Source organism: Mesorhizobium cantuariense (genome assembly GCF_042647205.1).
Taxonomy (GTDB): Bacteria; Pseudomonadota; Alphaproteobacteria; order Rhizobiales; family Rhizobiaceae; genus Mesorhizobium; species Mesorhizobium cantuariense.
Map to the genome: position 1 here is coordinate 1,947,317 of NZ_JBHRVD010000001.1, position 26,261 is coordinate 1,973,577.

The following is a 26,261-nucleotide window of genomic DNA, read 5'->3' on the forward strand; positions in this document are numbered from 1 at the left end:
GGCCCGGCTGGTCAACAGCCGGGTCTCATTTTTCCAGTTGGAACAATCACTGCGCCCAGGCTTTCCAGTCGGCCTCGTGGGCGGCGATCCAGGCGGCGGCGACGTCTTCCGGCGTCTTGCCGCCGAGGTCGATCTCGCCGCTCATCTTGTTGAGTTCATCGGTGTCGACCGTATAGGCCTTCGCCACCTTGTAGGCGACCGGCCATTTGTCCTTCATGCCGGACCAGGAGTATTTCCAGATCTCGCCATGCGGCTTGCCGCAATCATATTTGGCGTCGGGATTGGTGCCCCATTTCGGGTCGCTGTAGCACTCGGGCGTGTATTCGGGGAATTCAACCCACTCGCCCTTGTACTTGGCCGGCGCCCAGTGCGGCGAGTAAATCCACAGCATGATCGGCGCCTTGCGCTGATAGGCCGAGTCCAGTTCCGCGAACATCGCCGCGTCGGTGCCGGCATGGATGACGGTGAAGGGCAGTTTCAGCGCCTCGACGCGCTCGTCGTCAAAGCCTTCCCATGTCACCGGGCCGCCGAGATAACGGCCCTTTGGTGCGGTCTCCGCCGTCGAGAAGGCTTCGGCGCATTTCGGATCCTTCAGCGCTTCCCAATTGGGCAGGCCCGGGCATTTCTCCTTCATGTATTCGGGAAACCACCATTCTTCCTTGGCCTTGGGGCCGAGCTTGCCGAGCCGTTCGGTCTGGCCGGTCGCATCGGAGGCTTTCATGGCTTCGCCGGCGGTCGTGTCCCAGAATTCCATGCCGACATCGAGATCGCCATTGGTGAGACCCGTGGTCAGGCTGGAGAGATAGTCGGCGGTCGGATATTCGACGGTGTAGCCGAGCTTTTCGAGGATGCCGCCGAGGATCTTGGCGTTGAGATTGACGCTGGTCCAGTCGAACAGCGCGATCTTGATCGGGTCGTTGGATTCGGGTGCGGCGGCTTGGGCGGAAGGTGTCAGCAGGCTTAACGTCGCGAGCGCGACGGCGCCCATCGATAGTTTCGAGATCTGGCTGCGAAATGACATGCTTGTTCTCCTTCAAGCTGTGACAGTTATCGGTCGTTCCCTTCTTGCGGCTTTTCTTGATTGTGTTGGAAAGGCTGGTCTTTGCGCAAGGCCGTCGGCGCCAAATTGTTGCCCTGGCTTTGGCCAAGGCAGGCAAGATGGTGCTCAATTCTGGTGATGGTGGAGTGTGCTGGGAGTGCCGGGGTCATGGTTGCCGACGGACCGCTGCGGGAGCGGTCATCTGCGGATCAATTGCCAGTCCTGCGGCGCCCTGCAAGGTGTGAGCCATCAAGGTCCCATGATCCAGAGCATTTCCGGCGAAGCACGATCGCCTGCAATGCTCTATCCGTTTGTTTTACGCAATTCCGGACGCAAAACCGCTTTGCACTTTTGCTGGAATTGCTCTCGGCTGTCGGCCCGGCAAGCCCCATCTCGCCAAGGCCGTTTCATAGGATGAAATTATATATACCAAGGGTCATGCCGCGCAACGACTAACGCCTCGCGGGTTTATAAATTCAGACTGCAGGCAAAGTCGAACCCCTACCAGCAGACGTAGCCGCCATCGACAATCAGGTCGAGGCCGGTGACGAAACTCGCTGCGCGGCTGGCCAGGAACACGGTCGGCCCGATCATTTCCTCCGGCGCCGCCATGCGCCCCATCGGCGTGTCGCGCTTGAAGATCTTCACCTCCTCCGCCACCTCCGGCCGCTTGTTCATTGGTGTCAGCGTGTAGCCCGGGCTGATGACGTTGACGCGCAGCCCGCGATCCGCCCACTCCATGGCGAGGCTCTTCGACATGTGGATGACGGCGGCCTTCGAGGAATTGTAGTGCGCCTGCGTCAGGCCGCGGTTGACGATGGTGCCGGACATCGAGGCGATGTTGATGATCGAGCCCTTGCCTCGCGCCAGCATCTTGCGCGCTTCGGCCTGACAGGACAGGAAGACGCCGGCGACATTGACTTCGTGCACCTTCTGCCATGTGTCCAACGACAGCGTCTCGGCAGGTTCAGAGCCGGCAATGCCGGCATTGTTGACGGCGACGGTCAGCGCACCGAGTTCGCTCTCGACGCGATCGATCGCCGCCGCGAGATCGCTCTGCGACGTCACCGTGCCGGTCAGCACCAGCGCCTTGCGGCCGAGCGCCGTGATCCGGTGGGCGGTTTCGTCCAGCCCACCTTTCGATGCATGGCCGAAACAGGCGACGTCGGCGCCAGCCTCTGCCAGTCCGATCGCGATTGCCTGGCCGATGCCGCTGCCGGCGCCGGTGACCAGCGCGACATCGCCGTCCAGCTTGAAAAGATCCATCGATTGTCCTCCCTGCCTCGGGGAGGGTATGCGCTGAACCGTGCTTCGATCAAGCGCCCGCGCGTAACTGGCGTCGATGCTCAGAAATAACCGCTCGACGCGGCCGTGGCTTCCTTCGGGATTTCGACGCCGTCGACCAGGATCTTGTCGACCAGTTCGTGGTGGAAGCAGACCAGCCCCTTGATGCGCTCCGCCTCGTGCACGGGTTCAGGATAGTACCAGACGAGGTTCTCGTGACGTTTGGCCTTCGTCGTCACGTGATAATAGTTGGAGATGCCCTTGTAGGGGCAACGCGAGATGTAGCGGCTGGGCGCGAACATATCGAGCCGCGTGTCGGCGATCGGCAGATAGTGGCGCACCGGATGGCCGGTTTCGAACAGGAACACGCCACGGCATGAATCGGCGACCTGCTCGCCGTCGAGGATGACCTGCACGCGCCGCGAGGACGGCAGGCAGTCGACCCGGCGGAACGGATCGCGGGCGTGGACGAAGATCTCCTCGTCCTCCTCGAACCAGTGCCCCATCTTGCTCCAGGTGAACGACATATAGTCCGATATTGGCGGACAGCCCTTGACCGGATCGAGATAGCGCCAGGCCGCGTCCTCGACCAGCGTGATGCCGGTGTTGAGCGAATAGTGGGTGGCTATGCCCTTGAATGGGTCCTCTGTCGTCGTCTTGCTCGGCAGCAGGAACTCCTCGCGAACGTCGCTGATCGGGAAGTAGTAGACCGGCAGGTGATCGGATTCGTAGAACACCAGCGCGTTGACCGTGTCTGCGACCGTCATTGACCCTACCTGCACACGCAGGCGCTTCTGCGTGGGCATGGTGAAGGCTACATAGCCCGGCTCGAATTCGTACTGCACGATGGTGTCGAGCAAGGGAAAATGCGGCCCACGGCCGCGCAGATGGGGCTTGCGAATGGTAGTCTCCCGTTTCTCTTCTTTTATCATCGGGCGCTGGCGCGCGATCAATTCAATGATACGCGATCGAGCAGCAGGCCGGCGGCGATCGGCGGCAGGCCGCTGACATTCTTGCGCACCGGCACCAGCAGGTCGGGGAAATAGCTGAAGATGACAGGCGTCTCGTCGAGCAGCAGTTTCTGGATGTCGGAGGCGGCAGCGCGCTGCGCGCCGACATCCAGCGCCTTGAGATAGCTGGTGACCATGCCGTCATAGGCCGGGCTCTTGAAGTGCGCCGCGTTCCACGGACCGTCGCTGACCAGCGGGCTCTTGAGGAACACGTTCGGCACGCTGCGATGCGCGTAGTCGGTGATGCCGAGCGGGCTGTCCAGCCAGTCCGACTGGCCGAACACCGCCTTGCCGTAATATTTGTCCTGGTCCTCGATGTTGAGCGCAATGCGGGCGCCAATCTCCTTGGCGAAATTCTGGAACAATTGCGCGTAGCCGGGAATGTCGGAATAGCGCAGCGTGGTCAGCGTGATGTCGAAGCCGCTAGCCAGTCCTGCCGCTTCAAGCAATTGCTTGGCCTTGGCTATGTCCTGGACGCGCTGCGGCACCGACTTGTCGGTCGCGGGGAAGGCCGGCGCGAAGGGGCTGTCATTGCCGGTCGCCGCCATGCCGCGGCACAGGCCGTCGACCAGCTTGGAGCGATCGATGCACAGCGCCAGCGCCTGGCGCACGCGCTTGTCGGTGAAGGGGCCGGTGTCGCAGCGCATGTGAAGCTGGCGGTGCGCGGTCGAAGCGACACGCAACACGGTGATATCAGGGCTGTTGAGCACCACCTGGCTGACATCGAGCGGAACCGCATCGAGAATGTCGACCTCGCCGGCCTGCAGCGCCAGGATACGCGGCTGCACGTCACCGTAGAACTTGAATTCGAGCCGGTCGGGCAGCGCCTTCTCGCTCCAATAGTCGGGGTTGCGGATGAAGGTCGCGCCAACCTTTGGAGTGTAGGTCTCCATCCGGAACGGCCCGGTGCCTTCGAACGTCTTTTCGTAATCACCCTTATAGCTCGCCGGCAGGATGACGGCGTTGTAATTGTCGATCGACACCGAATAGGGAAAGCTGCCATTCGGCGCATCGAGATGGAAGGCGACGGTGTGGTCGTCGACCTTCCGGGTGCCGCCCTTCGACAGCAGGCCTTTGAACACCGACAGCGCGTTGGAAGCACCGTTGGGGTCGGCCAGCCGGTCGAAGGTCGCGACGACGTCGTCGGCCTTGAAGTCCTCGCCATTGTGGAATTTCACGCCCTTGCGCAGCTTGAAGGTCCAAACACTGCCGTCCTCGTTCGGCGACCAGCTCTCTGCCAGCACCGGCTTCAAGGTGAGGTCCGGCTGCGTGATGCAGAGAAACTCGGCGGTCTGGAAAACCAGCTGGTAGCTGCCGCTGTCATAGTAGGTGACGGGATCGATGGCGCCGCCCGGCGTCGCCACGCCGGCGCGCACCGTGCCGCCCGGCTTGCCCTCGGCGCGAGCCGGCTGCGTGCCAAAGCCAGCTGCCGCGACGAGGCTACCGAGGAAGGGCAGGGACAGCCCAAGCACGCTGCCATGGCGCAGGAAGTCGCGGCGGCCGATCCTGCCGGCCAGCATTTCGTCGACAGCGGAATTTTCGATTGCAGTGAGCGTTCTGCGAGCGTTGTCGATCATCCTGAAATGCTCGGGCATGGCTGGATTCCTCGCTTGTCTTGGGGCTCGGCCATCTAGTTCATTGTTGACTGCCGCCGGAAAGCGATATTTTTTGATAGGGGCCATCGAAATTTTCGATGCAAGAGGTGGGCATGGACACTGAAAATCTGCGCAGCTTTCTCGAAGTCGCCACCCATGGCAGCTTCACCGTCGCGGCCAGCCGGCTCAACCTTGCCCAGTCCACCGTCAGTGCGCGGATCAGGGGGCTGGAGGAGCAGTTAGGACGCCGGCTTTTCGTGCGCGACCGCGATGGCGTCACGCTGACGCCGGCCGGCCGGCAGTTCCTGCCACATGCTTCTTCCATCACCCGCACATGGGAGCAATCGAGGCAGGACATCGCTGTTCCCGATGGCTACGAGACCTTGCTGCGGCTGACCGCGCCTGCCTATCTGTGGGACCGCATCACCTCGCCATGGGTCGAGTGGATGCGCGCCAGGCGGCCGAACGTGGCGCTGCGGCTGGAGGGCAGCTTTCCGGACTCGGCGATCGACCAGCTGGCGGAAGGCCTGCTCGACATCTGCATCCTCTATCTGCCGCGGCCGCATCCCGGCATCGTCTACGAGACGCTGGCGGTCGATCAGGTCGTGCTTGTCCAGCATGCCGCGCAGACCAAGCCGTGGACCGAAAACTACATTCTGATGGACTGGGGACTGGAATTCCGCATCGAGCACGACCGCGCTTTCGCCGGCATGGTCAAGCCGGCCATATCGGCCGGATTGGTCTTCATCGGCCTGCAGCACGTGCTGTCGCAGCAGGCTGCCGCCTATCTGCCGCTCAGCGCCGTCAGCGGTCATATCGAACGTGGTGAGATGCGGCGCATCGACAACGCGCCGGTTTTCCAGCGGCCGATCTACCTCGCCTATCCCTCGAACCCCGTCTCGTCTGATGTTCTGGATGTCGCGCTCACCGGCCTGCGCAATCTGGCCACAGACTGGGCCGAAGGCCAGGGCTTTTCGGAAGGCGACCGTTCCCTCAGCATGGCCAGCCAGATCTGACTGGCCAAGCCGCTCGAGAGACGGTGATGCTCGCTATGCCGGCTCTGTCACGACCGCTTTCTGCAACCTCGCCAGTTCGGCGTAAGGAATGTGGCAGCGGATCGAATGGCCGGGCTGGGCCTCGCTGAGCGGCGGCTCCTGCTGCTCACAGATCGGACCGATCTTGCGCGGGCAGCGCGTGTGGAACACGCAGCCCGACGGTGGGTTGGTGGCGCTGGGGATTTCGCCGTCGAGACGAATGCGCGCCGTCTCGGTCTGATCGAGTTTGGGCACGGCCGACAAAAGCGCCTCGGTATAGGGATGATGCGGACCGGAAAAGACGTCTTCCGACGGTCCAAGCTCCATGATGCGGCCGAGATAGAGCACGGCGATCTTGTCGGAGAGGTAACGCACCACACCGAGGTCGTGCGAGATGAAGATGTAGCTGACGTCCTCCTTGGACTGCAGGTCGGCGAGCAGATTGAGGATTGCCGCCTGCACCGAGACGTCGAGAGCCGAGGTCGGCTCGTCGCAGACCACGATGCGCGGATCGCCGGCAAAGGCGCGGGCGATGGCGACACGCTGCTTCAGGCCGCCGGAAAGCTGGCGTGGCTTGACGGCCAGATGCCGGTCGGTGAGCCGTACCGAGCGAACGAGGTCGTTGAGGCGCGCTTCCAGCGCCTTGCCGGAAAGGCCGGCCAGCCGCTTCAGAGCCCGGCCGATCAGGTGGCGGATCGAATGCGATCGGTTGAGCGCGGAGTCCGGATTCTGGAAGACGATCTGCATCGCCTTGACCTGGTCGTCGCTGCGGTTTTCCAGCCGTGGCGCCAGCGCTTTGCCCTCGAGCTCGATGGTGCCGCCCGCGTCAGGCGGCACCAGGCCGAGCAGCAGCCTGGCGAAGGTCGTCTTGCCGCTGCCGGACTCACCGACCAGCCCGAGTGTCTCGCCGGGCCGCAGGTCGAGCGAGACGTCCTTGACGGCGCGCAGTGCGTGACCGTGGCTGGAATAGGTCTTGTTCAACCCGGCGACGCGCAGCACCGGTGCTGCCGCCGGCTTTGGGGCGGGCGCCACATCGCTCGGTGTCGCACGCGGCAGCGCTTGCGCCTTGTCGTGATGGAAGCAGCGCGACAGCCGGCCGCCCAGATCGTAGAGCGGTGGCAATTCGCTGCGGCAGCGGTCGTCTGCCAATGCGCAGCGATCGGCGAAGGCGCAGCCCCTGATGTCGGCCCCGATGCCGGGCAGAAAACCCGGAATGGTGTCGAGGCGGCCTTGATCCTTGCGCTGGCCTCCGCGTGGCAAACAGCGCAGCAGGGCTACGGTGTAGGGGTGGCGCGGATCGTTGAACACGACCTCCGTCGGCCCTTCCTCGACCAGCATGCCGGCATAGAGCACGCCGACCCGGTCGCACATGTTGGAAACGACGGCGAGGTTGTGGCTGATGAACAGGATCGAGGCCGACAGTTCCTGCCTGAGCTGCGCGATCAGGTCGAGCACTTCGGCTTCCACCGTCGCATCGAGGCCGGTCGTCGGCTCGTCGAGGATCAGCATCGACGGATCGTTGGCCAGCGCCATGGCAATCGCCACGCGCTGCTGCATCCCCCCGGAAAGCTGATGCGGATAGCGCTGCATGACGCTTGTAGGATCGGAGATGCGCACGCGGTTCAGCATCGCAATCGCCCGGTCGGTGGCCGCCTGACCCGTTATGCCGCCAAGTTCAAAAATCTCGGTCAGTTGGCGGCCGACGCGGATCGACGGGTTCAGCGCCTTGCCCGGGTCCTGATAGACCATCGAGACGCTTTCGGCGCGAGCGCGCCTGAGCGCTTCGGCGTCCAGCTTCATCACATCCTGGCCATCGAGCGAGATCGCACCGCCGGTGATCGAGCCGTTGCGCGGCAGATAGCGCACCACGGTGAGCGCCACGGTGGATTTGCCGCAGCCGGACTCGCCGACCAGCCCATAGGCTTCGCCCTGGCCGATGGTGAGGCTGAGGTTGCGCAGCACCGCGCGGTTGCGCCCGGCGACGCGGTAGGCAACCGACAGGTCGGTGAGTTCGAGTGCGTTTTTGGCCTTGGCGGAACTAGTCATTGAGCGCTCCGTGAACGCCGTCGGCCGCCAGGTTGACGCCGATCACCAGCGAGGCGATGGCGAGCGCATCGAACAGCACCGTCCACCAGAAGCCGCCGCCGATCATGCCGTAATTGTTGGAAATCGAGAGCCCCCAGTCGGGCGAGGGCGGCTGGATGCCGAAGCCCATGAAGGAGAGCGTGGCGACGGCGAAAATGGCATAGCCGAGCCGCACGGTGGTTTCGACCAGGATTGGCGGAATGACGTTGGGCAGGATCTCGACGAACATCGTATGCAAAGCGCTTTCGTGCCTGAGCTGTGCGGCGGCGACATAGTCGAGTTCGCGCTCGGCCAGCACCGCCGAGCGCACGGTGCGCGCGATGATCGGCGCGAAGCTGAGGCCAATGACGACGATCACAGTCGTCTTGGAGGTGCCGAGCGCAACGATTGCCAGCAGCGCGACGATGACCACCGGGATCGCCATGAAGGCTTCGAGGATGCGGCTGACGACATCGTCGACGAGGCCGCGAAAATAGCCGGTGATGAGGCCGAGCGCCGTGCCGGCCACCGTCGCCAGCAAGGTTGCCAGCGGTGCGACGGTCAGGATGTCGCGCGAACCGACGATGACGCGCGAGAAGACGTCGCGGCCGATCTGGTCGGTACCGAACCAGTGTTCGGCCGAAGGCGGCGCCAGCGCATTGATGATGTCGTCGGCGAGCGGATCGTAGGGCGCGAAATGCTCACCGAACAGCGCGCAGGCCACCCAGAACAGCACGATGGCGAAACCAACAAGGAATGTTCGGGAGCGCAGCAGGGAGAAAAAGACCTCCGCCAGCGGGCCGCGCCGTCGCGTGTCGTCTGGTGTCGGGGAGCTGGTCTGGACGGCGCTCATTGATCTGACCCCAGCCGGATGCGCGGATTGAGCACGGAATAGAGGAAGTCGGCGACAAGGGTGGCCACGGCATAGACGATGCCGATGGTGAGAATGCCCGATTCAAGCATCGGGAAATCCTTGCCGCGCGCCGCGGTGAAGATCAGCGAGCCGATGCCCTGGTAGCGAAACAGCGTTTCGATGACGACCAGGCCGCCGATGAGGTAGCCGGTCTGCGTCGCGATCACGGTGATGGTCGGCAACAGCGCGTTGCGCAGCACATGGCGCCAAATCACCGTGCGCCAGGGCAGGCCTTTGAGCACCGCGGTTCTGGTATAGTCGGAATCGAGCGCTTCGATCATGCCGGAGCGCGCCATGCGGGCGATATAGCCGAACAGCACCAGGAACAGTGGCAGCGAGGGCAGGATCAGATAATAAAGCTGCGTGAAGAAGCCGGCATCGCGCGGCCATGCGGCCGATATCGGCAGCCAGCGCAGCCACACCCCGAAGATCAGGATCAGGATGATGCCGGTGACGAACTCGGGCAGCACCGTCACCGACAGGCCGCCAAGGCTGATGATGCGGTCGAGCGGGCGGTTGAGATTGAGTGCGGCAACGACCCCGCCGAGGATACCGATCGGCACCACCAGCACGAAGGCGACCGCCGCCAGCTTCATCGAATTGCCCAGCGCATCGATGACGAAGGGCGCGACCGGCGAGCGGAAGATGTAGGACGTGCCCATGTCGCCCTGGACGAAGCTGGAGATCCAGCCCCAGTACTGCGCCAGCAGCGGGCGATCGACGCCGAGCGTGTGATTGAGCGCATCGACCGCGCGCTGGTCGGCGAACGGACCCAATATGGCGCGCCCGACATTGCCGGGCAGCACCTGGCCGCCCAGGAACACCATGATGCTGAGCAGGAACAGCGTGACGAGCGACAGCGAGACACGCCGGACAAGGAAGGAGAGAATGGCTAAGACTCCTTGTGAAGCCAGCCCCCATGCGGGAGCTGGCTGTTAGAGGATTGGCTTTCCCTTTCCGTTCAGGCCTTCGATGCCTTGTCGAGGAACAGCTGCGACATCGCGGTCGGCTGCACGCCGGCCACGCCTTTCGCCGTCGCCGTCAGATAGTCGTAGAAATAGCCGAAGATGACCGGCGTTTCCTCGAGCAGCAGCTTCTGGATCTTGCCGGCGTCGGCCTTCTGCGCCTCGAGATCGAGGGCAGCGATGTAGCTGGTCGCCAGCGCGTCATAGTCCTTGTTCTTGAAGTGCGCCGCGTTCCAGGTGCCTTCGCTCTTCAGCGGTGCCGCAAGATAGACATTCGGCACGCCGCGGTGGCCGTAGTCGGTGATGCCCATCACCGAATCCAGCCAGTTCGATTTGCCGAACACCGCGTCTCCGTAATAGCCGCTCTGGTCGAGGATGTTGAGGTCGAGCTCGACGCCGATCTCCTTGACCCAGTTCTGGATGAGCTGGGCGTATTCGGGGATTTCCAGATAGCGTTCGGTGGTCAGCGTTATCTTGAAGCCCTGGCCAAGGCCGGCTGCTTCCATGAGCTGCTTGGCCTGCGCGATATCCTGCTTGCGTTGCGGCACGCTCGTATCGGTCGAAGGGTATACGGCGGCGAACGGGCTGTCATTGCCCAGTGCGGAGCGTCCCTTCATCAGGCCGGCGGCCAGCTTGTCGCGATCGAGGCAGAGCGCAATGGCACGACGCACGCGCGCATCCTTCAACGGGCCCTCGTCGCAGCGCATGTGCAGTTGCTGATGGGCCGACGACTTCAGGCTGATGATGTCGACGTTCGGATCGTTGAGCAAAGCGACGCCGGCCAGCACCGGCAGTTGGTTGATGATGTCGACCTGTCCGCCCTGCAGCGCCAGGATCTGCGGCTGCGTGTCGGTGAAGAAGGTGAATTCGGTGCGCTCGGGCAAGGCCTTCGGCCCCCAATAGTCCTCGTTGCGGACGAAGGAAGCGCCGACCTTTGCCGTGTATTTCTCTATTCTGAACGGCCCGGTGCCGTCGAAGCTCTTTTCGTAGTCGCCCTTGTAGCTCGCCGGAATGATGACGGCGTTGTAGTTGTCGGACGACAGCATGTAGGGGAAATTGCCGTTCGGGGCGTCGAGGTGGAATTCCACCGTGTAGTCGTCGACCTTCTTTGACGCGCCCTTCTGCAGGATGCCGGTGAACACCGACAGCGCGTTCGACGAGTTGGCCGGGTCGGCAAGGCGGTCGATGCTGGCCACGACATCGTCGGCCTTCATCTCGCCGCCGCTGTGGAATTTTACGCCCTTGCGCAGCTTAAAGGTCCACACCGTGCCGTTGTCGTTCGGCTTCCAGCTTTCGGCCAGCGCCGGTTGCAGCACCAGGTCGGGGCCGTCGACACAAAGGAATTCCGCAACCTGCTGCATGACCAGCAGGCCGCCGGCGTCCGCAATGGTGACCGGGTCGATCGTTGCTGCCGGCACGCTGCTGGCGACACGGATGGTGGCGCCGGGCGCACCCTGGGCGCGCGCCAGCGACGGCATGCCGCCGAGGCCGGCGGCCATGCCGATACGGCCGAGCAACGGCAGCGACAGGCCAAGCAGGCTGCCGTGGCGGACGAAGTCGCGGCGGCTGACCCTGCCGTCGACGAGGCCGTCGATGAGGTGATTTTCAAGCGGCGAACGATTGCGCCGGATCAGGTCGAGGATGCTGTAGTTCTTGCTCATGGGTTTTTACCCTTTCCCCTATTTCTTATGGTTGACGAAATTTCGTGGATTGCTCCATTTTTCGGCCGCCAGAGAGGTCTGTCGACCGAAACTTTAGCATGCGGTTTTGTCCGGTCCATCCAGTCGCGGCGTGGACGCGCCGGATTCCTGGCTGCACTGCTTCCGCCGTCTTGCCCGACCTTTCCGAACCGAAGTCGCGGTGGTTGGCTTCTCGTCTCTTGGCCGCCTGTCTGACCATTTGCCGTCATCTAGTTCAGCGGCAAACGGCGATAGGTTCCGGGCTTTGCCGGGTCATGATACTTGTTGCACGGTCCTTTCTCGGTAAAGTCTCTGTGACAGGCCGCGAGGTTTTCGCGCGACAAGGTGACGCCAAGGCCGGGGCCTTCCGGTACGCGCACGAAATTGTTCTTCGGCGAGAACGGCCCTTCCTCGGTGACGTCCATCGGCAGCATGCGAAACAGCGACTGGTTCGGTTCCCTGATCCAGCCGAGTGCCGCGCACAGATGCAGATAGGCTGCACTGCCGATGCCGCTCTCGCCGCTGTAGCACCAGAAATCGATGCCGGCGTGCTCGCAGGCGCCGACGAAACGGATGAGCCGGCCGATGCCGCCATGCGTCGTCGGGTTGCCGACGAAAGCGTCCGGCACCCTGGTTTCCATGGCGCGCGCAACGTCGATGTTATGGGTCGAGAACGGGATCGAGCAATGGCGCCGCAATTCGCGCATCTCCTCGATGGTCGCCACCGGGTCCTCCCAGTTGCGCACCCCGAGCTCTTCCAACGGCCGCGCCAGCCGACGCGCGGTGCTGAGCGAATAGGCCTGGTTGGAATCGATGCGGATCATCGCATCGTCGCCGAGTTTACGGCGGATCAACTCGACCATCCTGAGCGAGACTTTCGGGTCCTGCGTCGAGAACTTGCCTTCGAAGAAGGTCGTCCCGTGCGTCTCGTGCAACTCAACGCAATAGTCGGCGACTTCTTCCGGCGTCGTCTCGCCCTTCACCTTTGGCCCGTCGCCGCGCAGCGAAAAATAGTCGGTGAACGGGATATCCTTGCGCACGGCGCCGCCGAGCAACTGGTAGAGCGGCTGGTTCCACGCCTTGCCGCGCAGATCCCACAGCGCCATTTCGATGGCGCCGAAGGCCATGATGCGGGTGCGGTCGTTGATCGACTGCACGCCGGTCCAGTAGGGCAGACAAACGTTCTCGGCGCCGGCGATGTCGAAGGCATCGCGGCCGATCAGGCGTGGGGCGAGACCGTCATTGATGATTGCGGCCGCCGCCGGGGTCGGTGCTTCGCCAAGGCCGATCAAGCCATCCTCGGTCTCGACCTCGACGATGGTCGGCGAAAATCCGTCGAGCTCGCCGAACACCCAGGCGTAAGGCGCTTCGAGGCGCAGATTGATTGGCGTGGCTTTGATGCCGCGGATTTTCATCTCAGCGGCCGATTTCAAAGAAGGGCGCGCCGAGCAGGTCAGGAACGACATCGATGCCAAGGCCCGGCCCGTCCGGAATGCCCATGCGGCTGCCGGTCACCGGCGGCATGTTTGACGCCGTGCGCACCGTCACCCATTCATGGAAGGCGATGGCGTGCAGCCGGCGCTCCTCCGGCGTCGACAGCGACAGATGCGCCATCGCCGCGGTGTCGATCTCGGCGCCGCCAGTGTCCTCGACGGTGATCATGAAGCCGAGGTCGACGGCGAGGTCGCGGATCTGGCGGGTCTTGCTGACGCCGCCGAGCCGCGAGATCTTCAGCGTCAGCCCGTCGGCCGCACCCTTGCGGTGGATGTCGAGCATGTCGTCCAGCGAGGCGACGGACTCGTCGAGCACCATCGGTTTGTCCAGCGAGCGGCGCACCGACATGCATTCGTCGATCGTCGTGCAGGGCTGCTCGAACGTGTAGTCGATGCTGCGCGTCGCGTCGGCGAACTGGCGCGCCTGATAGGGTGTCCAGCCGGCATTGGCGTCACAGAAGATGACCGTGCCTTTCGGCACCGAGGCGGCGACCGCGGTGACGCGTTCGATGTCGTCATGGATATTGCCGCCGACCTTGACCTGCAGCCGGTGAAAGCCGTCCTTGACGATGCGCTTGGCCAGTGCGGCCATGGCGTCGACGCTGCCATGGGTGACGACCTTGTAGAGTTCGGCCGTCTCGCTCTCCCGGCCGCCCAGCAGCGTGACCAGCGGCACGTCGGCGGCGCGCGCCGCCAGATCCCAGCAGGCCATGTCGAGCGCCGACTTGATGTAGGGATGACCCTTGAACACCGTGTCCATCAGCCGGCCGATGCTGGCCAGCCCGCGCGGATCGTGGCCGATAAGGTGCGGCGCGATCTCCGGCACGCCGGCGCGGGTGCCGGCCGGGAAGGCCGCCGAGTAGAAATTGCCGAGCGGCGCCATCTCGCCCCAGCCGGTGATGCCGCTGTCTGATGTAATGGACACGATGACCGCGTCGAAGGCGTCGGCCTCGCGCCCCTTCGACATGCGATAGGGCCCGTCCACGAAGGGCTGCACGACATGGTAGGCTTTGATGGTTTCGATCTGCACGTGTCTTGTCCGTTGTCAGCGATGATGGGGACGGGTCAGGCGCCCCTGGACGGGCGTTGTTCGAGGCCGCGCGCGTAGGAAAGCAACTCCTCGAAATCGAGATCTATGTGCTCCCTGGCATGACGCTGGGCTGCACGCATGTCCTTGCCCTTCAGCAACCGCACATAGGTTTCGTGAACGTCTTCGGCCGGCACCAGCTCATTGCGGGCATGCTGGTGGAGCGCAAAATACATCTGCAGCCGGCTGGTCAGCCGTTGCCAGGTTTCCAGCAGCACCGAATTGTCGGCCCATTCGTAGATCAGGCCATGCAGTTGCAGCGCGGTTTCGATCTGGCGTGTCGTGTCCAACTCGCGGGTCGCCTGCTTCACTGCTTCGTGGCGCCGATCGAGCTCGTCGAAGAAGCGCTGGTCGCGCAGCGGCCACGCCCGCTCGATGGCCAGCTCGTCCATCACCTTGTTGAACGAATAGGCATCGTCGATGTCCTTGGCTGTGACCTCGATGACGAAAGTGCCGGCATAGGGAATGCTGGTCAGGATGCCTTCCTGGACCAGCTCGCGCATTGCCTCGCGCAGCGGCGCGCGGCTGACGCGCATCTGTTCGGAGATACGGAGCTCGTTGAGCTTCTGGCCGGGCTCGAGCTGGCCGGTCAGGATCGCGCGCCGCAGCAGCGCCACGATCTCGGCGCGGCGCGTCGTGTCCGCGATCGGACTGAAATCCGCTTTCCCCATTCGGCCACTCCCAAGGAAACCGAAAGCAAGACAAGCAGATTGTCGACAATCTAACAAGAGGTCATTTCGGATTCTTGGGGACTGTTGGCATGTCTGCCTCCTCGACCTTAAGCGGCGCGGCCGTAGAAGCCGACCCGCTCCTCGGCGCTGAACATCACGCCGGGCTTCTCATAGTAGGAAAACACCGCGATCATGCGCTCGCGCTCGCCTTCGACCGTAGTGACGCGATGCGCGGTGTTCTTGCCGCGGAAGACATTCAGCGTGCCCGGCTTCATGCGCAGGATTTTTGCCTCGGGGTCACGCCCTTCAAGCAGTCTTGCGACGCCGTCATAGTTGGGATTGTCGTCCGACCGCAGATCGGTGCGGTATTCGAGGTCGCCGCCACGCTCCGCTGCCTGCAACAGCAGCGTCGTCGTGAATTCAGAACGATCGAAATGCCAGTTCAAAGCCTCGCCGGCGCGATAGGCCATGACATTGGTTCGCGCCAACGGATCCTGCATGACATGCAGCCTGGTCTTACCCATCGTCGCTGCCAGGAAGCGCAGCAGCGGTTCGTATTCGTAGATGGCGAGCACGACGCTGCCCGGAATCTGATCGGCACAGACGGTGTGGCTGATGGTCTCCACCTTGCGCAGCGCCGGGTGGTCGGGCGCAAGCTCGGGAATGTCAGGCTTGAAGTAGATGTTGTGCATCCGCTTGTGCACATGCGAGCGCGCGGCCATCACCGGCCGGATTTCCCGCACGGCTTTTTCGGCGACGCCAGGTCGCAAAAACCCTTCGAGATTGAACATGCCGTCGACTTCGAGCGCGGCAATGGATTGCTCGACGAGTTGCTGCCATTCGGCGCTGCCTTCGCGGTCGAGCGGATAGCGGTCGAAATCGAGAATGTCTTTCATGGTCATGGGCTCCGAGGGTTCGAGCCTATGAGATGGCAAAAAAATCTTTCTCTCAACGCCGAAAATAATTAGGATTGAGCAAGAAAAACTTATGGAGCCTTGTGTGGAACGGTTGCCTCCGCTGAATGCGATCAAGGCCTTCGAGGTCGCTGCGCGCGCCGGCAGCTTCACCCTGGCCGCCACAGAACTTGGGGTCTCGTCGGCGGCGGTGAGCCAGCAGATCCGCAATCTCGAGAGCTGGTTCGGCAAGCAATTGTTCGTGCGCAGCGGCAACCGCATCGCGCTGACCGACGCCGGCCACGCCATCTACCCGCAGACGGCGAAGGCTTTGGGCGACATCGCCGCCATAGGCCGGCGCATGCTGGAGGGCGGCGTGCGGACGCGTCTGGTCGTCAGCGTGCCGTTCTCGTTGGCCGAACTGTGGCTGGCGCCGAAGCTGGCGGTGCTTCTCGATGCCTTCCCGCAGATGGCGATCGACGTCCGGGTCGAGGACGACCCGGTCGACCTGATGCGCCAGAACATCGATCTGCGCATCAGCTATGGCGATTATCACTATCCCGGATTGAAACTCGTTCGTCTCGTCCATGATGACGTCCTGCCGGTCTGCGCGCCGGAGTTCTGGCACCGGCACGGCGATGGCGATCCCAGCCTCGCCGATCTGCATGAGAGCCAGTTCATCCACACCAATTGGGGGCCGAACTATGCCTCGCACCCGACCTGGGCGGATTGGTTCGCGGCCTCCGGCGGCAGCCGCTCACCCGACCCGTCGCACGGGCGGCGCGTCGGCCTGTCCAGCCTGGCGATCGCCTCGGCGAGGCTGGGCCTGGGCATCGCCCTTGGTCAGCGGGTCATGGCGCGCGCCGATCTGGAGACCGGCCGGCTCATCGCGCTGTCATCAGTATCGGTCCGCCTCGGGCATCGCTACTGCGCTTTCATGCCGCCGGCCAAAGCCGACCGTGCCGATGTCGCCGGCCTGGTGGAACTGCTTACCAAAATGGCGCCCGCAGCGTATCATAAGGAAGCTCGTTTCGACCGATTTCAGGTTACGCCATGAATCACGACATCCGGCTTTTTGGCGCTATTGCGGTCCGCCCCGCCGTCCTTGCCGTGATTTCTCGGTTCGAAACGGACACAGGATTGACCGTTGCCGCCAAGTGGGAACTCAATCCGACGATAAAGAAGCAGATCGAGGCGGGAGAACCGTTTGACCTCGTCATCACCAATCCGAACCTGGTTCAAGATCTGATCGCCTCGGGAAAGGTCCAGGCGGGAAGCCAGATAGCGTTTGGACGGATAGCTATGGGGGTGGCGGCCAAGGCAGGCAGTCGACCGCTCGACATAGGGTCCGTAGAAGCATTCGAACATGCATTGAAGAGTGCCAGATCAATCGCCTACGCCAGCGAAGGAACCAGCGGCGCCTACTTCTGCAGTTTGCTGGAACGCTTGGGAATAGCGGATGAGGTGAAGCCCAAGCTGGTGGCCGTACCAGGAGGGCTGACAGCGCCGGCCGTGGGCCGTGGTGAAGCCGAGTTGGGGGTCGTTCCCGTGACTTCGATTCTTGCAGCCGCTCCCGAGGTGATGCTTGTCGGTCAGTTTCCGGCAGAGCTCCAAAGTTACGTTGACTTCGCCATTGGCATCAGCGCCGATCCAGTGGACGCAGAAGCTACCAAGCACCTGTCGGAATTTCTGATGTCGACAGCCGTCGATGACATCCTGGCGGCAAAGGGCGTAGAGCGCGGCAAAAAGCGTGCCTGATCGAAAACCCACTCAAGTCACATTGATTGTGAACTCTCAGTCGAGCGGCGCCCGCGACCTGTGGGAAGGCCGGGGCGCCGCGCTGAAGCCGGGTCCTGACGGGGGTGTTCAGGTGGCCGGCTTTTCCGGTATCGGCGATACAGGCGCTCCGGGTCCGATCTTCTGCAGATTGCCCGTGATCACCTGGTCGCCCTCGGCAACGCCGCTCAGGATGGCGACCTGATCGCCGCTCGTCGGTCCGAGCGAAACCAGCCGCTGGTCGACCGTGTTGCCCTTGCCGACGACAAAGAGGTATTTGCCGAGCTGGCTCGAGCCCAGCGCCGTCTGCGGGACCATCAGCGCGTCGGCCTGCTCTCTCACATGCAGCCGGACCCGAACATATTGGCCGGGCAGCAGCGTGAACTTGCCGTTGCCGATCGTCGCCCGTGCCGTGATGGTGCCGGTCGAACGGTCGACCGAATTGTCGATGAAGGTAAGCTCGCCCTTCTGGCTGGCCTCGGTCTCGCCGGGAAGCAGGACCTCGACCTCGATAGGGCCGTTCGCACGGGCCTGCTCGATCTCGGCCAGATCCGTCTCGCTCGGATTGAAGGTGACGTAGATCGGATCGAGCTGCACCAGCGTGTTGAGCACCGTGCCGGCGACGCTGACCAGCGTTCCGACCGAGGCCTGGTTGCGGCCCAAGCGTCCGCCAAACGGCGCGCGGATTTCGGCATAGCTCAAATTGAGCTCGGCCGTGCGGACCGCCGCCTGGTTGAGCGCCAGCGACGCCTGCGCTTCGCGCAAGGTGCTGGTGCGCTGGTCGAAGCCGTCCTTGGCGAGGTAGCCGCTCTTGGCAAGCTCGGTGCCGCGGCCGAGGTTGGAGCGGGCATAGTCGAGCGTCGCCGTGTCGCGCTGTACCTGGGCCTTCGCTTGGTCAAGAGCCGCCTGGAAGTCGTCAGGTGAGATCTTGTAGAGAAGGTCGCCTTGCCGGACATCGACACCGTCGTCGGCGGCCTGCTCCTGCAGATAGCCTGGAATCCTGGCCTGCAAGGTGATGCTGCGGATAGGCTCCGTCCGCGCGGCGTAGTCCAGGTAGATCGGGATCGTCTTCTTGACGACGCTGACGACCGGCACCGGCATGACGAATGCCGCCGGTGCAGGCGTCGCTGCGGCCGTTCCGGCATTGAGGCTGAGGTTGCCCATGTCGAGCAGGTGGACGCTGGCCACCGAGATCGCTCCCAGTGCGACGGCCGTTCCCAACGCGATTTTCCATTTACGCATGATCAGTCTCCAATCTTATTCGGCCGCTTCCGCCAGGGGGCGCAAGGCGGGCTCAGTCGTTGGTTCATTGTCTTGAGATGCCGGCTCGTCATTGCCGCGGCGTTCGCGCAGCTGTTCGATGACCGCGTAGAAGACCGGCACGAACACCAGCGACAGGATGGTCGCGGCGACCATGCCGCCAAACACGGTGGTGCCGATCGATTGACGGCTCGCCGCACCGGCGCCTGTCGCAAACATCAGCGGCAGCACGCCGAGGATGAAGGCGAAGGCCGTCATCAGGATCGGCCGCAGCCGGAGCCGTGCCGCTTCCATCGCCGCGTCGACGATGCTGAGGCCTTCCTCGCGCCGTCGCCGGGCGAATTCGACGATCAGGATCGCATTCTTCGCCGCCAGGCCGATCAGCATGACGAAGCCGATCTGCGAGTAGACGTCGATCTGCATGCCACGCAGCAACAAAGCTGCGAAGGCGCCGAACAGGGCCAATGGCACCGCCAGCAGCACCATGAACGGCATCGCCCAGCTCTCATACTGCATCGCCAGGATCAGGAAGACGAAGACGATGGCGAGGCCGAAGACGACGGACGCGATCGATCCTGCCTTGAGCTCCTGGAAGGTGATGCCGGTCCATTCGAAACCGAAATCCCTGGGCAGCGCGGTGGCGGCGGCCCGTTCCATCGCGGCAACCGCCTGGCCCGAGGAGAAGCCGGGCGCGGCACCGCCATTGATCGTGGCCGAGGCATTGTTGTTGTAGTGCGGCACGGTTTCCGGGCCGACGAAGGGCACCAGCTTGCCCAACGTGCTGAGCGGCACCATGCCGCCGGAGGCATTGCGCACATAGAGCCGCGAAATGTCGGCGGCACCCGCACGCGCATCCTTGTCAGCCTGGATGGTCACCCGGAAGGTGCGGCCAAACAGGTTGAAGTCATTCACGTAGAGCGAGCCGAGATAGATCTGCAGCGTGTTGAACACATCGGGCAGGTTGAGGCCGAGCAGCTTGGCCTTGCTGCGGTCGAGGTCGTAGTTGAACTGCGGCGTCGAGGTCGAGAACGGCGAGAACAGCTGCTGCGGGTTGATCTCCGGCTGCTTGCGCGCCTCGGCGATCACGGCTTGCGTCGCGTCGTTGAGCGCGGAACTGCCGCGGCCGGTGAGATCCTCGACGACGAATTCGAAGCCGCCTGTCGTGCCGATGCCCGGTATCGACGGCGGATCGAAGCTCAGCGCAAAGGCTTCCGGAATCTGCATCAGCTTGCCGCGCACGTCGGCGACGAGCTTCGATGCGCTCTGGTCGGGACCACGTTCCTCCCAGGGCTTCAGGATAGCGAATTCGACCGCCGAGTTCGACTGCGCGGCACTGGTCAGGAAGTTCAGGCCGCTGATCGAGCCGACGATCTCGACGCCGGGCGTCGCCTGCAGGATGTCGCGCGCCTTCTGCGCCACGGCGTCGGTGCGTTCCAGCGACGCGCCGTCGGGCAGCTGGATGACGACGAAGAAGTAGCCCTGGTCCTCGACCGGTAGGAAGGTCGAGGGCAGCCGCTGCCAGACGAAGTAGGTGGCGACCAGTCCGGCCGCGAACAGGCCGAGCATGATCCAGCGCAAGCGGATGAGAATGCGCACGCCGTTGGCATAGGCATGCGACAGCCTGTCGAAGCCCGTGTTGAACCAGCGGAACAGCGCGAACTGCGTTGGCTCGCGATGCCGCAGGAAGGCGGCACTGAGCGCAGGGCTCAGCGTCAGCGAGTTGAAGGCGGAGATGCCGACGGAGATCGCCACCGTCAGTGCGAACTGGTTGTAGAGCTTCCCGGAGACGCCCGGAATGAAGGCAACCGGCACGAACACCGCCATCAGCACGGCGGTGGTGGCGATGATCGGACCGGTGACCTCGCCCATCGCGGCCTTGGTCGCCGCCAGCGGTTTGAGCCCGGCCTCCAGCTGTCGTTCGACATTCTCGACGACGACGATGGCATCGTCGACGACGAGGCCGATCGCCAGCACCATGCCGAGCAGGGAGAGCATGTTGAGCGAGAAGCCGAGCATCTCCATGACGACCAGTGTCGCCACCAGCGACACCGGAATGGCGATGGTCGGGATGATCGTCGTGCGCCAGCTCTGCAGGAACAGGAACACCACGGCGACGACCAGCACCAGCGCTTCGCCGAGTGTGATCAGCACATCATGCATCGACGCCGAGACGAAGCGGGTGGTGTCATAGTGCATCGCATAGGAGACGCCCTTCGGGAACCGGCCCGAAAGCTCCTGCATCTTATCCTTGACCCGCTGCTGCAGATCGAGCGCATTGGAGCCGGGCATCTGGTAGACGGCGAGCACCACGGTCGGGTCCTTGCCGAAGAAGGCTGACGACGAATATTGCAGCGCACCGAGTTCGATGCGGGCGACGTCGCGCAGCCGCACCAGCGAGCCGGTGACCGTGTTGGCGCGCACGACGATGTCGCCGAATTCCTTCGGGTCGCTCAACCGGCCGACGGCGTTGACCTGCATCTCGAAGGCGGTGCCGGCCGGGGCCGGCGACTGGCCGATCTTGCCGGCCGCCACTTGAACGTTCTGTTCGGCGATGGCGTTTTGCACGTCGACCGCGGTGATGCCGAGATTGGCGAGCTTGTCAGGATCGAGCCAGACGCGCATCGAATAGCGCCGCTCGCCGAAGATCTGTACGTCGCCGACGCCGGGCAGCCGCTTCAGCGGATCGACCACCTGCAGATAGGCAAGGTTGCTCAGTGCCACCGGATCGACCGAACTGTCGGGCGAGGTCAGGTTGACGATGAGGACGAAATTCGGGTTCTGCTTCTTGATCGTCACGCCACCCTGGTTGACGATCGCCGGCAGCGACGAAGCAGCCTGCGAAACGCGGTTCTGGACGTCGACGGCGGCGGTGCTGAGCGAGTAACCGACATCGAATGTGATGGTGATGGTCGAGGAGCCGTCATTGGAGCTCGTCGACGACATGTAGGTCATGCCTTGCACGCCGTTGATCTGCTGCTCCAGTGGCGTCGTCACCGTGTCTGCCACCACTTGCGCGCTGGCGCCGGGATAATGGGCGCTGACCACGACCTGCGGCGGTGTGATGTCGGGAAACTGCGAGACGGGCAGCAGGAAATAACAAATCGACCCGGCGAGCACCATGATGATGGCGATCGCCGAGGCGAAGATCGGACGGTGAATGAAAAAATTTACCACGACACGCACGCCTCTCCGGCTGCTGTTGCCCGCCCGAAGGCGTTGGCAACTCTCGACAGCCTTTGGCCGCGCTTGTCACCAAGGTCGTCCCGCGAACGCAGCAACGGCACCTCGCGGCGTTGCGCATCGGCAAGCAAGCGCAGCATCTTTTCGAAGGCGCGCGGGTCGACGCCATCCGCTTTCATGACCAGCCGGATCATCGGATCCCGGACGGCTTCATCTATGGTAAGATCGCGGCGCTGTGGCATTGGCCGGCTCCTTGTCTGTCGATTCGCAGCCCATGCTCGCGAACCGTTTTCATCTCTTCACCGGCCGAGGCCGCATGATTGGCAGTTTCCCGTCCCTCTCGTCTGGCAGGACCAGATCACGGCCTTGTTATTGACGGAAGGCGACATAGGTGTTACCAGTAAGTAACATTCTGGAAGTTACAGATCGGTAACACCCTAGTCAAGAGGCGTACCGAGGGATTTTTGGGAAACCAAGGAGGTTTTGATGGAAGACGGCACTGTGGAACGCGCTCGCCCCCGGGACAGGATCCTGGAGACGGCGCAGGACATGTTTCACAAGCACGGCATCAAGGGCGTCGGCATCGACGCGATCACTGAGGCCGCCGGAACCAACAAGATGACGCTCTATCGTCATTTCGATTCAAAGGACGACCTCATCATCCAGTGCCTGCGTGCCACCGCCTGTAAGGCTGGTGCAATGTGGGAAAAGTTTGAAACCGAGCATCCCGGCGACAAGCTGGCGCAATTGCATTCCTGGGTTCGTATGGCCGCCGATTGCCTGACAGCTGATGGCCGCGGCTGCGATATGGCCAACGCTGCCATCGAGCTCAGCGAGACCGATCATCCTGCCAGGCGCGTGATCAAGGAATTGAAGGAGGCGCAGCGCGATCGCCTGGTGACGCTGTGCAGGGATGCCGGCATCGGCCAGGCCGAGCTGCTCGCCGATACGCTGTCGCTTCTGCTTGAGGGCGCCCGTGTCAGTGTTCAGAGTGTCGGCACGGAAGGCCCAAGCGCACAGTTCGTCCGCATGGCGGAAGGGCTGATTGTTTCCTTCAGGGGCACTGCTGCCGGCTGATTTTCCCGGTGCGACGCTTTGTGCCGCCGTATGCCACAGCGGGCGACCATGGCGTGCCCCTGACGCCGGAAAATTCCCGCGTTTTCACCTGCCGCTTGATCCGGAACGAAAAAAGCCCGCTGCCGGGAGGAGGTGGCAGCGGGCTCGATTTCGAATGTGGCGCGGGAGGAGGTGCACCCCACTCAGCGTCGGCATCGCATCTGGGAGGAGTAGATGGCCGACAACCAGAACCTACGATTTGCCCAATGATTCGGCAACAATGAAACTTGCATAGCTGCTGTGCAGATTTGCCGTGTCAATTATCATACAAATCCGGAAACAGGCTTTACCAGGCCGCCCGCTTCACTGAACTGGGACGTTTTCCCTGAAGATCAATCGCGGTTCGATGAACTTCCGCGTCAGATAGGGCGCCGAGGACGCAATCGAGCCGAGCAGGCGGATGACCGACTGTTCCGCGATCAGCCTGGCATTCTGGTCGATGACGACATCGAGCAGGTCGTCGACGAGATGGCCGCGCGTGTCCTTGGTGAGGTCGTGGCAGATGAATACCGGCTTGCGGTTGGGCCTGGCCTCCCGGATCGCCCTTGCAACGCCCGAGTGTCCGGCTCCGACGCAATAGATGCCGAGCAGCTCCGGCTCGTTGTGCAGCGCTTTCATGGTCTCGGTATAGCTGACGTCGGGCTCGTCGTTGATCTCGACGGCGCTGCTGACGGTCAGGTTGGGAAACTCCTCATTGAGCACCGAGCGGAAACCCATTTCGCGTTCTTCGTGGCCGCGATAGGAGCGCGAGCCGACGACCATCGCCAGATGGCCGGTGCGGCCGCCAAGGAAGCGTCCCATCAACAGTGCCGCCGTTCGTCCAGCCACCCGGTTGTCGATGCCGACATAGGCTGAGCGCGGTGCCGCGGGAACATCGGACACCAGCGTCACCAGGCGCATCCCGGCGTCGACGATGTCGCGCAGGATGTTGCGCGTGCGCGGATGATCGACGGCAATCACACCGACGCCGTTGGCCCTGAGCGAGAGGTTTTCGACGGCTGTCTGCAGCGCGCTCGGCGAGATCCCGGCAAGGTTATGGATTCGGCACGAGGCGACGAGAGGTAGGCGCGCCGCATAGTCCTCGATATGCCCGGCGAGGTCGCGCATGAAGGCATTGCTGCCGATCGGCAGCAGGAATTCGAGATGGGCGGGCCGCGAGGGCAGCGTCACCTGGTCGGCGACCGGCAGATAGCCGAGCTGCTTGGCCGCCTCCATGACGCGCTGCCGGTTGGCGGCACTGGCGCCCGGCCGGTTGTTGAGCACCCTGTCGACCGTTGCGGTCGATAGCCCGCAATTGCGGGCGATATCCGAGACGGTGGCTTTCATGCCGCAACCCTATGCGCCGATGCGATGCCGCGCCAGACAAGCGATGCGATTTGAGGTGATGGATGATTGCCGCCCATCACCCGATCGTCAGTGCGATGGCTTGCCATCGGCGATGGCATCGCGGATTTCCTTGTCCGACATGCCGGTGATGATCCGTTCGACCTCCGCCACGCTGGTTTTCTTCGGGTCGATGTCGTCGGCGACCACCTTGCCCCGGCGCATGACGACGATGCGGTCGACCACCTGGAAGACATGGTGGATGTTGTGCGCGATGAAAATGCAGGAATGGCCGGAATCGCGGGCGTTGCGTACGAAACTCAGCACACCCTGTGTCTCGGCGACGCCAAGATTGTTTGTCGGCTCGTCGAGGATGATCAGGTCGCTGTCGAAATGCATGGCGCGCGCAATCGCCACCGCCTGGCGCTCGCCCCCGGAGAGCGAGCCGATTGGCGTCGTCGGCGGGATGTTCTTCGAGATGCCGACCTGCTTGAGCAGATCGCGGGCGACCACGTTCATGGCGTCCTGGTCCATCTGGTTGAGGAAGCGCGGCGGCTTGATCGGCTCGCGTCCGAGGAACAGATTGCGGGCGATCGACAGTTGCGTGACCAGCGCCGAGTCCTGGTAGATCGTCTCGATACCCTGGGCGATGGCGTCGCTGGTGCTGCGCAAATTCACCTTCTTGCCGCGGATGAAAATATCGCCGCTGGTCAGTGGCACGGCGCCCGAAAGCACCTTGATCAGCGTCGACTTGCCGGCGCCATTGTCGCCGAGCAGGCCGACGATCTCGCGTTCATTGACGTGGAAATTGGCGTCCTCCAGCGCTTGCACGCGGCCATAGGACTTGCGGATGTTTTGCATGCGGATCAGCGGCTCGGCCATGGTTCAAGTCCCCGCCTGATGCCGGCGTTCCAGCCATGAATGGAGCGCCATCATGCCAAGGATGATCGCGCCGATGAAGATGTTGTAGGCAAGGCCTGGCACGCCGATGAGCACGATGCCGTTGCGCATCACGCGCAGGATCAGGATGCCGAGCACGGTGCCGATGATGGTGCCGCGCCCGCCGGTTAGTGCTGTACCGCCGATCACCACCATGGCGATGACTTCGAGTTCATAGCCGGTGCCGCTGTTGGGGTTGGCGGCCGAGGTGCGCAGAGAAGAGATGACGCCGGCGAGCGACGCCATGACCGACGACAGCACGAACAGGCCGATCTTGACGCCGCTGACATTGACGCCGCGGGCGCGCGCCGCACTGGGGTTGCCGCCGGCCGCCTGAATCCAGTTGCCGGTTCGGCTTTGCGTCAGCACGTAGCCAAGCGCGATGGCCGCGGCGATGAACCAGAACAGCGACATGTAGATGCGGAATGGCCCGATGAAGAAGTCGCCGACCAGCGCCTCCGCCAGCCAGCTGCCTTCGGCGCTCCAGGTGCGCTGCGGAAAACCATCGGTGACGAAAAGGGCGGTGCCGCGCACCACCAGCAGCATGCCCAGCGTCACCAGGAAGGATGGAATCTTGAGCTGCGTCACGAACCAGCCATTGACCAGTCCGATGCAGGCAGCGACCAGCAGCGCGGCGCCAAAGCCGGCCTCCAGCGAGGTGAGGCCACTGTTGAACAGCGTCCACATCAGCACCGGCGAGAAACCGAACAGCGAGCCGACCGAGAGGTCGAATTCGCCCGACGTCATCAACAGCGTCATCGCCAGCGCGATCAGGCCGAGTTCGACCGTGAAGGCCAGCGTGTTGGAGATGTTCTGCGGCGACAGGAAGTCGTGATTGAAGCCCCAGAAAACGGCAATCTCGACGACGAGCAGCACGAAGGGGCCGAATTCAGGCCGCGCGATCAGGCGTTGGATGAGCGAACGATTTTCCACGAGCAAC

General features: G+C 63.3%; 22 protein-coding genes. 4 read left to right on the top strand and 18 right to left on the bottom strand.

Annotated elements, in window-relative coordinates:
• Positions 1-46 precede the first annotated feature (46 nt).
• From ACFOJ9_RS08930 to ACFOJ9_RS08945, 4 genes are all read right to left on the bottom strand, one after another.
• Positions 47-1,021: an ABC transporter substrate-binding protein gene (locus tag ACFOJ9_RS08930; protein ID WP_378978538.1), complete on the bottom strand. Its 975-nt coding sequence runs from the start codon at positions 1,019-1,021 to the stop codon at positions 47-49.
• A 519-nt stretch (positions 1,022-1,540) separates the two neighbouring features.
• The gene (locus tag ACFOJ9_RS08935; RefSeq protein ID WP_378978539.1) at positions 1,541-2,305 is read right to left on the bottom strand and encodes an SDR family oxidoreductase; all 765 of its coding nucleotides are present in this window, start codon (positions 2,303-2,305) and stop codon (positions 1,541-1,543) included.
• A gap of 80 nt (positions 2,306-2,385) precedes the next feature.
• Positions 2,386-3,276, bottom strand: coding sequence for a DUF427 domain-containing protein (locus ACFOJ9_RS08940; RefSeq protein ID WP_378978540.1), 891 nt, complete (start codon positions 3,274-3,276; stop codon positions 2,386-2,388).
• Entirely contained in the window at positions 3,273-4,928 is a 1,656-nt protein-coding gene (locus ACFOJ9_RS08945; protein ID WP_378978541.1) for an ABC transporter substrate-binding protein, read from the bottom strand. The genes ACFOJ9_RS08940 and ACFOJ9_RS08945 overlap by 4 nt, the downstream gene beginning before the upstream one ends.
• A 113-nt stretch (positions 4,929-5,041) precedes the next feature.
• Here ACFOJ9_RS08945 and ACFOJ9_RS08950 point away from each other — a divergent pair, with 113 nt between their 5' ends.
• Positions 5,042-5,944: a LysR family transcriptional regulator gene (locus ACFOJ9_RS08950; RefSeq protein ID WP_378978542.1), complete on the top strand. Its 903-nt coding sequence runs from the start codon at positions 5,042-5,044 to the stop codon at positions 5,942-5,944.
• Positions 5,945-5,977: 33 nt separating this feature from the next.
• Here ACFOJ9_RS08950 and ACFOJ9_RS08955 read toward each other — a convergent pair whose 3' ends face one another.
• From ACFOJ9_RS08955 to ACFOJ9_RS08990, 8 genes are all read right to left on the bottom strand, one after another.
• A complete protein-coding gene (locus ACFOJ9_RS08955; protein ID WP_378978543.1) occupies positions 5,978-8,008 on the bottom strand; it encodes a dipeptide ABC transporter ATP-binding protein in 2,031 nt (676 codons plus the stop codon).
• The gene (locus ACFOJ9_RS08960) at positions 8,001-8,879 is read right to left on the bottom strand and encodes an ABC transporter permease (RefSeq protein WP_378978544.1); all 879 of its coding nucleotides are present in this window, start codon (positions 8,877-8,879) and stop codon (positions 8,001-8,003) included. The genes ACFOJ9_RS08955 and ACFOJ9_RS08960 overlap by 8 nt, the downstream gene beginning before the upstream one ends.
• Positions 8,876-9,829 (bottom strand): ABC transporter permease, encoded by a 954-nt coding sequence (locus ACFOJ9_RS08965; RefSeq protein ID WP_378987662.1) that lies wholly within the window; start codon positions 9,827-9,829, stop codon positions 8,876-8,878. Before ACFOJ9_RS08965 ends, ACFOJ9_RS08960 begins: the two co-directional genes overlap by 4 nt.
• Positions 9,830-9,900: 71 nt before the next feature.
• Positions 9,901-11,565, bottom strand: coding sequence for an ABC transporter substrate-binding protein (locus tag ACFOJ9_RS08970; RefSeq protein ID WP_378978545.1), 1,665 nt, complete (start codon positions 11,563-11,565; stop codon positions 9,901-9,903).
• A gap of 248 nt (positions 11,566-11,813) precedes the next feature.
• Positions 11,814-12,998 carry a mandelate racemase/muconate lactonizing enzyme family protein gene (locus ACFOJ9_RS08975; RefSeq protein WP_378978546.1) on the bottom strand — a complete coding sequence of 395 codons (1,185 nt, stop codon included), beginning with the start codon at positions 12,996-12,998 and terminating at the stop codon, positions 11,814-11,816.
• A 1-nt stretch (position 12,999) separates the two neighbouring features.
• Positions 13,000-14,106 (bottom strand): mandelate racemase/muconate lactonizing enzyme family protein, encoded by a 1,107-nt coding sequence (locus tag ACFOJ9_RS08980; protein WP_378978547.1) that lies wholly within the window; start codon positions 14,104-14,106, stop codon positions 13,000-13,002.
• Between the two features lie 35 nt (positions 14,107-14,141).
• Positions 14,142-14,834, bottom strand: a complete 693-nt coding sequence (locus ACFOJ9_RS08985) for a GntR family transcriptional regulator (protein WP_378978548.1) — start codon at positions 14,832-14,834, stop codon at positions 14,142-14,144.
• Between the two features lie 107 nt (positions 14,835-14,941).
• The gene (locus ACFOJ9_RS08990; RefSeq protein WP_378978549.1) at positions 14,942-15,730 is read right to left on the bottom strand and encodes a HalD/BesD family halogenase; all 789 of its coding nucleotides are present in this window, start codon (positions 15,728-15,730) and stop codon (positions 14,942-14,944) included.
• Between the two features lie 103 nt (positions 15,731-15,833).
• Between ACFOJ9_RS08990 and ACFOJ9_RS08995 the strand changes: the two genes are divergently transcribed.
• Both ACFOJ9_RS08995 and ACFOJ9_RS09000 read left to right on the top strand, forming a co-directional pair.
• Positions 15,834-16,784: a LysR substrate-binding domain-containing protein gene (locus ACFOJ9_RS08995; protein ID WP_378978550.1), complete on the top strand. Its 951-nt coding sequence runs from the start codon at positions 15,834-15,836 to the stop codon at positions 16,782-16,784.
• A complete protein-coding gene (locus ACFOJ9_RS09000) occupies positions 16,781-17,485 on the top strand; it encodes a molybdate ABC transporter substrate-binding protein (RefSeq protein WP_378978551.1) in 705 nt (234 codons plus the stop codon). The genes ACFOJ9_RS08995 and ACFOJ9_RS09000 overlap by 4 nt, the downstream gene beginning before the upstream one ends.
• Positions 17,486-17,593: 108 nt before the next feature.
• Here ACFOJ9_RS09000 and ACFOJ9_RS09005 read toward each other — a convergent pair whose 3' ends face one another.
• The 3 genes from ACFOJ9_RS09005 to ACFOJ9_RS09015 are packed head-to-tail and all read right to left on the bottom strand — an operon-like array spanning position 17,594 to position 22,185.
• Complete coding sequence (locus ACFOJ9_RS09005; protein WP_378978552.1) at positions 17,594-18,745, bottom strand: efflux RND transporter periplasmic adaptor subunit; 1,152 nt, start codon at positions 18,743-18,745, stop codon at positions 17,594-17,596.
• Positions 18,746-18,760: 15 nt separating this feature from the next.
• On the bottom strand, positions 18,761-21,937 hold the full coding sequence (locus tag ACFOJ9_RS09010; RefSeq protein WP_378978553.1) for an efflux RND transporter permease subunit: 3,177 nt from the start codon (positions 21,935-21,937) through the stop codon (positions 18,761-18,763).
• Positions 21,931-22,185 carry a hypothetical protein gene (locus ACFOJ9_RS09015; protein WP_378978554.1) on the bottom strand — a complete coding sequence of 85 codons (255 nt, stop codon included), beginning with the start codon at positions 22,183-22,185 and terminating at the stop codon, positions 21,931-21,933. Before ACFOJ9_RS09015 ends, ACFOJ9_RS09010 begins: the two co-directional genes overlap by 7 nt.
• A 244-nt stretch (positions 22,186-22,429) precedes the next feature.
• On the opposite strand from ACFOJ9_RS09015, the gene ACFOJ9_RS09020 reads away from it, so the two are divergent.
• A complete protein-coding gene (locus ACFOJ9_RS09020) occupies positions 22,430-23,020 on the top strand; it encodes a TetR/AcrR family transcriptional regulator (RefSeq protein WP_378978555.1) in 591 nt (196 codons plus the stop codon).
• A gap of 342 nt (positions 23,021-23,362) precedes the next feature.
• On the opposite strand, the gene ACFOJ9_RS09025 is transcribed toward ACFOJ9_RS09020, so the two are convergent.
• From ACFOJ9_RS09025 to ACFOJ9_RS09035, 3 genes are all read right to left on the bottom strand, one after another.
• The gene (locus ACFOJ9_RS09025; protein ID WP_378978556.1) at positions 23,363-24,385 is read right to left on the bottom strand and encodes a LacI family DNA-binding transcriptional regulator; all 1,023 of its coding nucleotides are present in this window, start codon (positions 24,383-24,385) and stop codon (positions 23,363-23,365) included.
• A gap of 87 nt (positions 24,386-24,472) precedes the next feature.
• The gene (locus tag ACFOJ9_RS09030; protein WP_378978557.1) at positions 24,473-25,264 is read right to left on the bottom strand and encodes an ATP-binding cassette domain-containing protein; all 792 of its coding nucleotides are present in this window, start codon (positions 25,262-25,264) and stop codon (positions 24,473-24,475) included.
• A gap of 3 nt (positions 25,265-25,267) precedes the next feature.
• The gene (locus tag ACFOJ9_RS09035) at positions 25,268-26,254 is read right to left on the bottom strand and encodes an ABC transporter permease (protein ID WP_378978558.1); all 987 of its coding nucleotides are present in this window, start codon (positions 26,252-26,254) and stop codon (positions 25,268-25,270) included.
• Between the last annotated feature and the right edge of the window lie 7 nt (positions 26,255-26,261).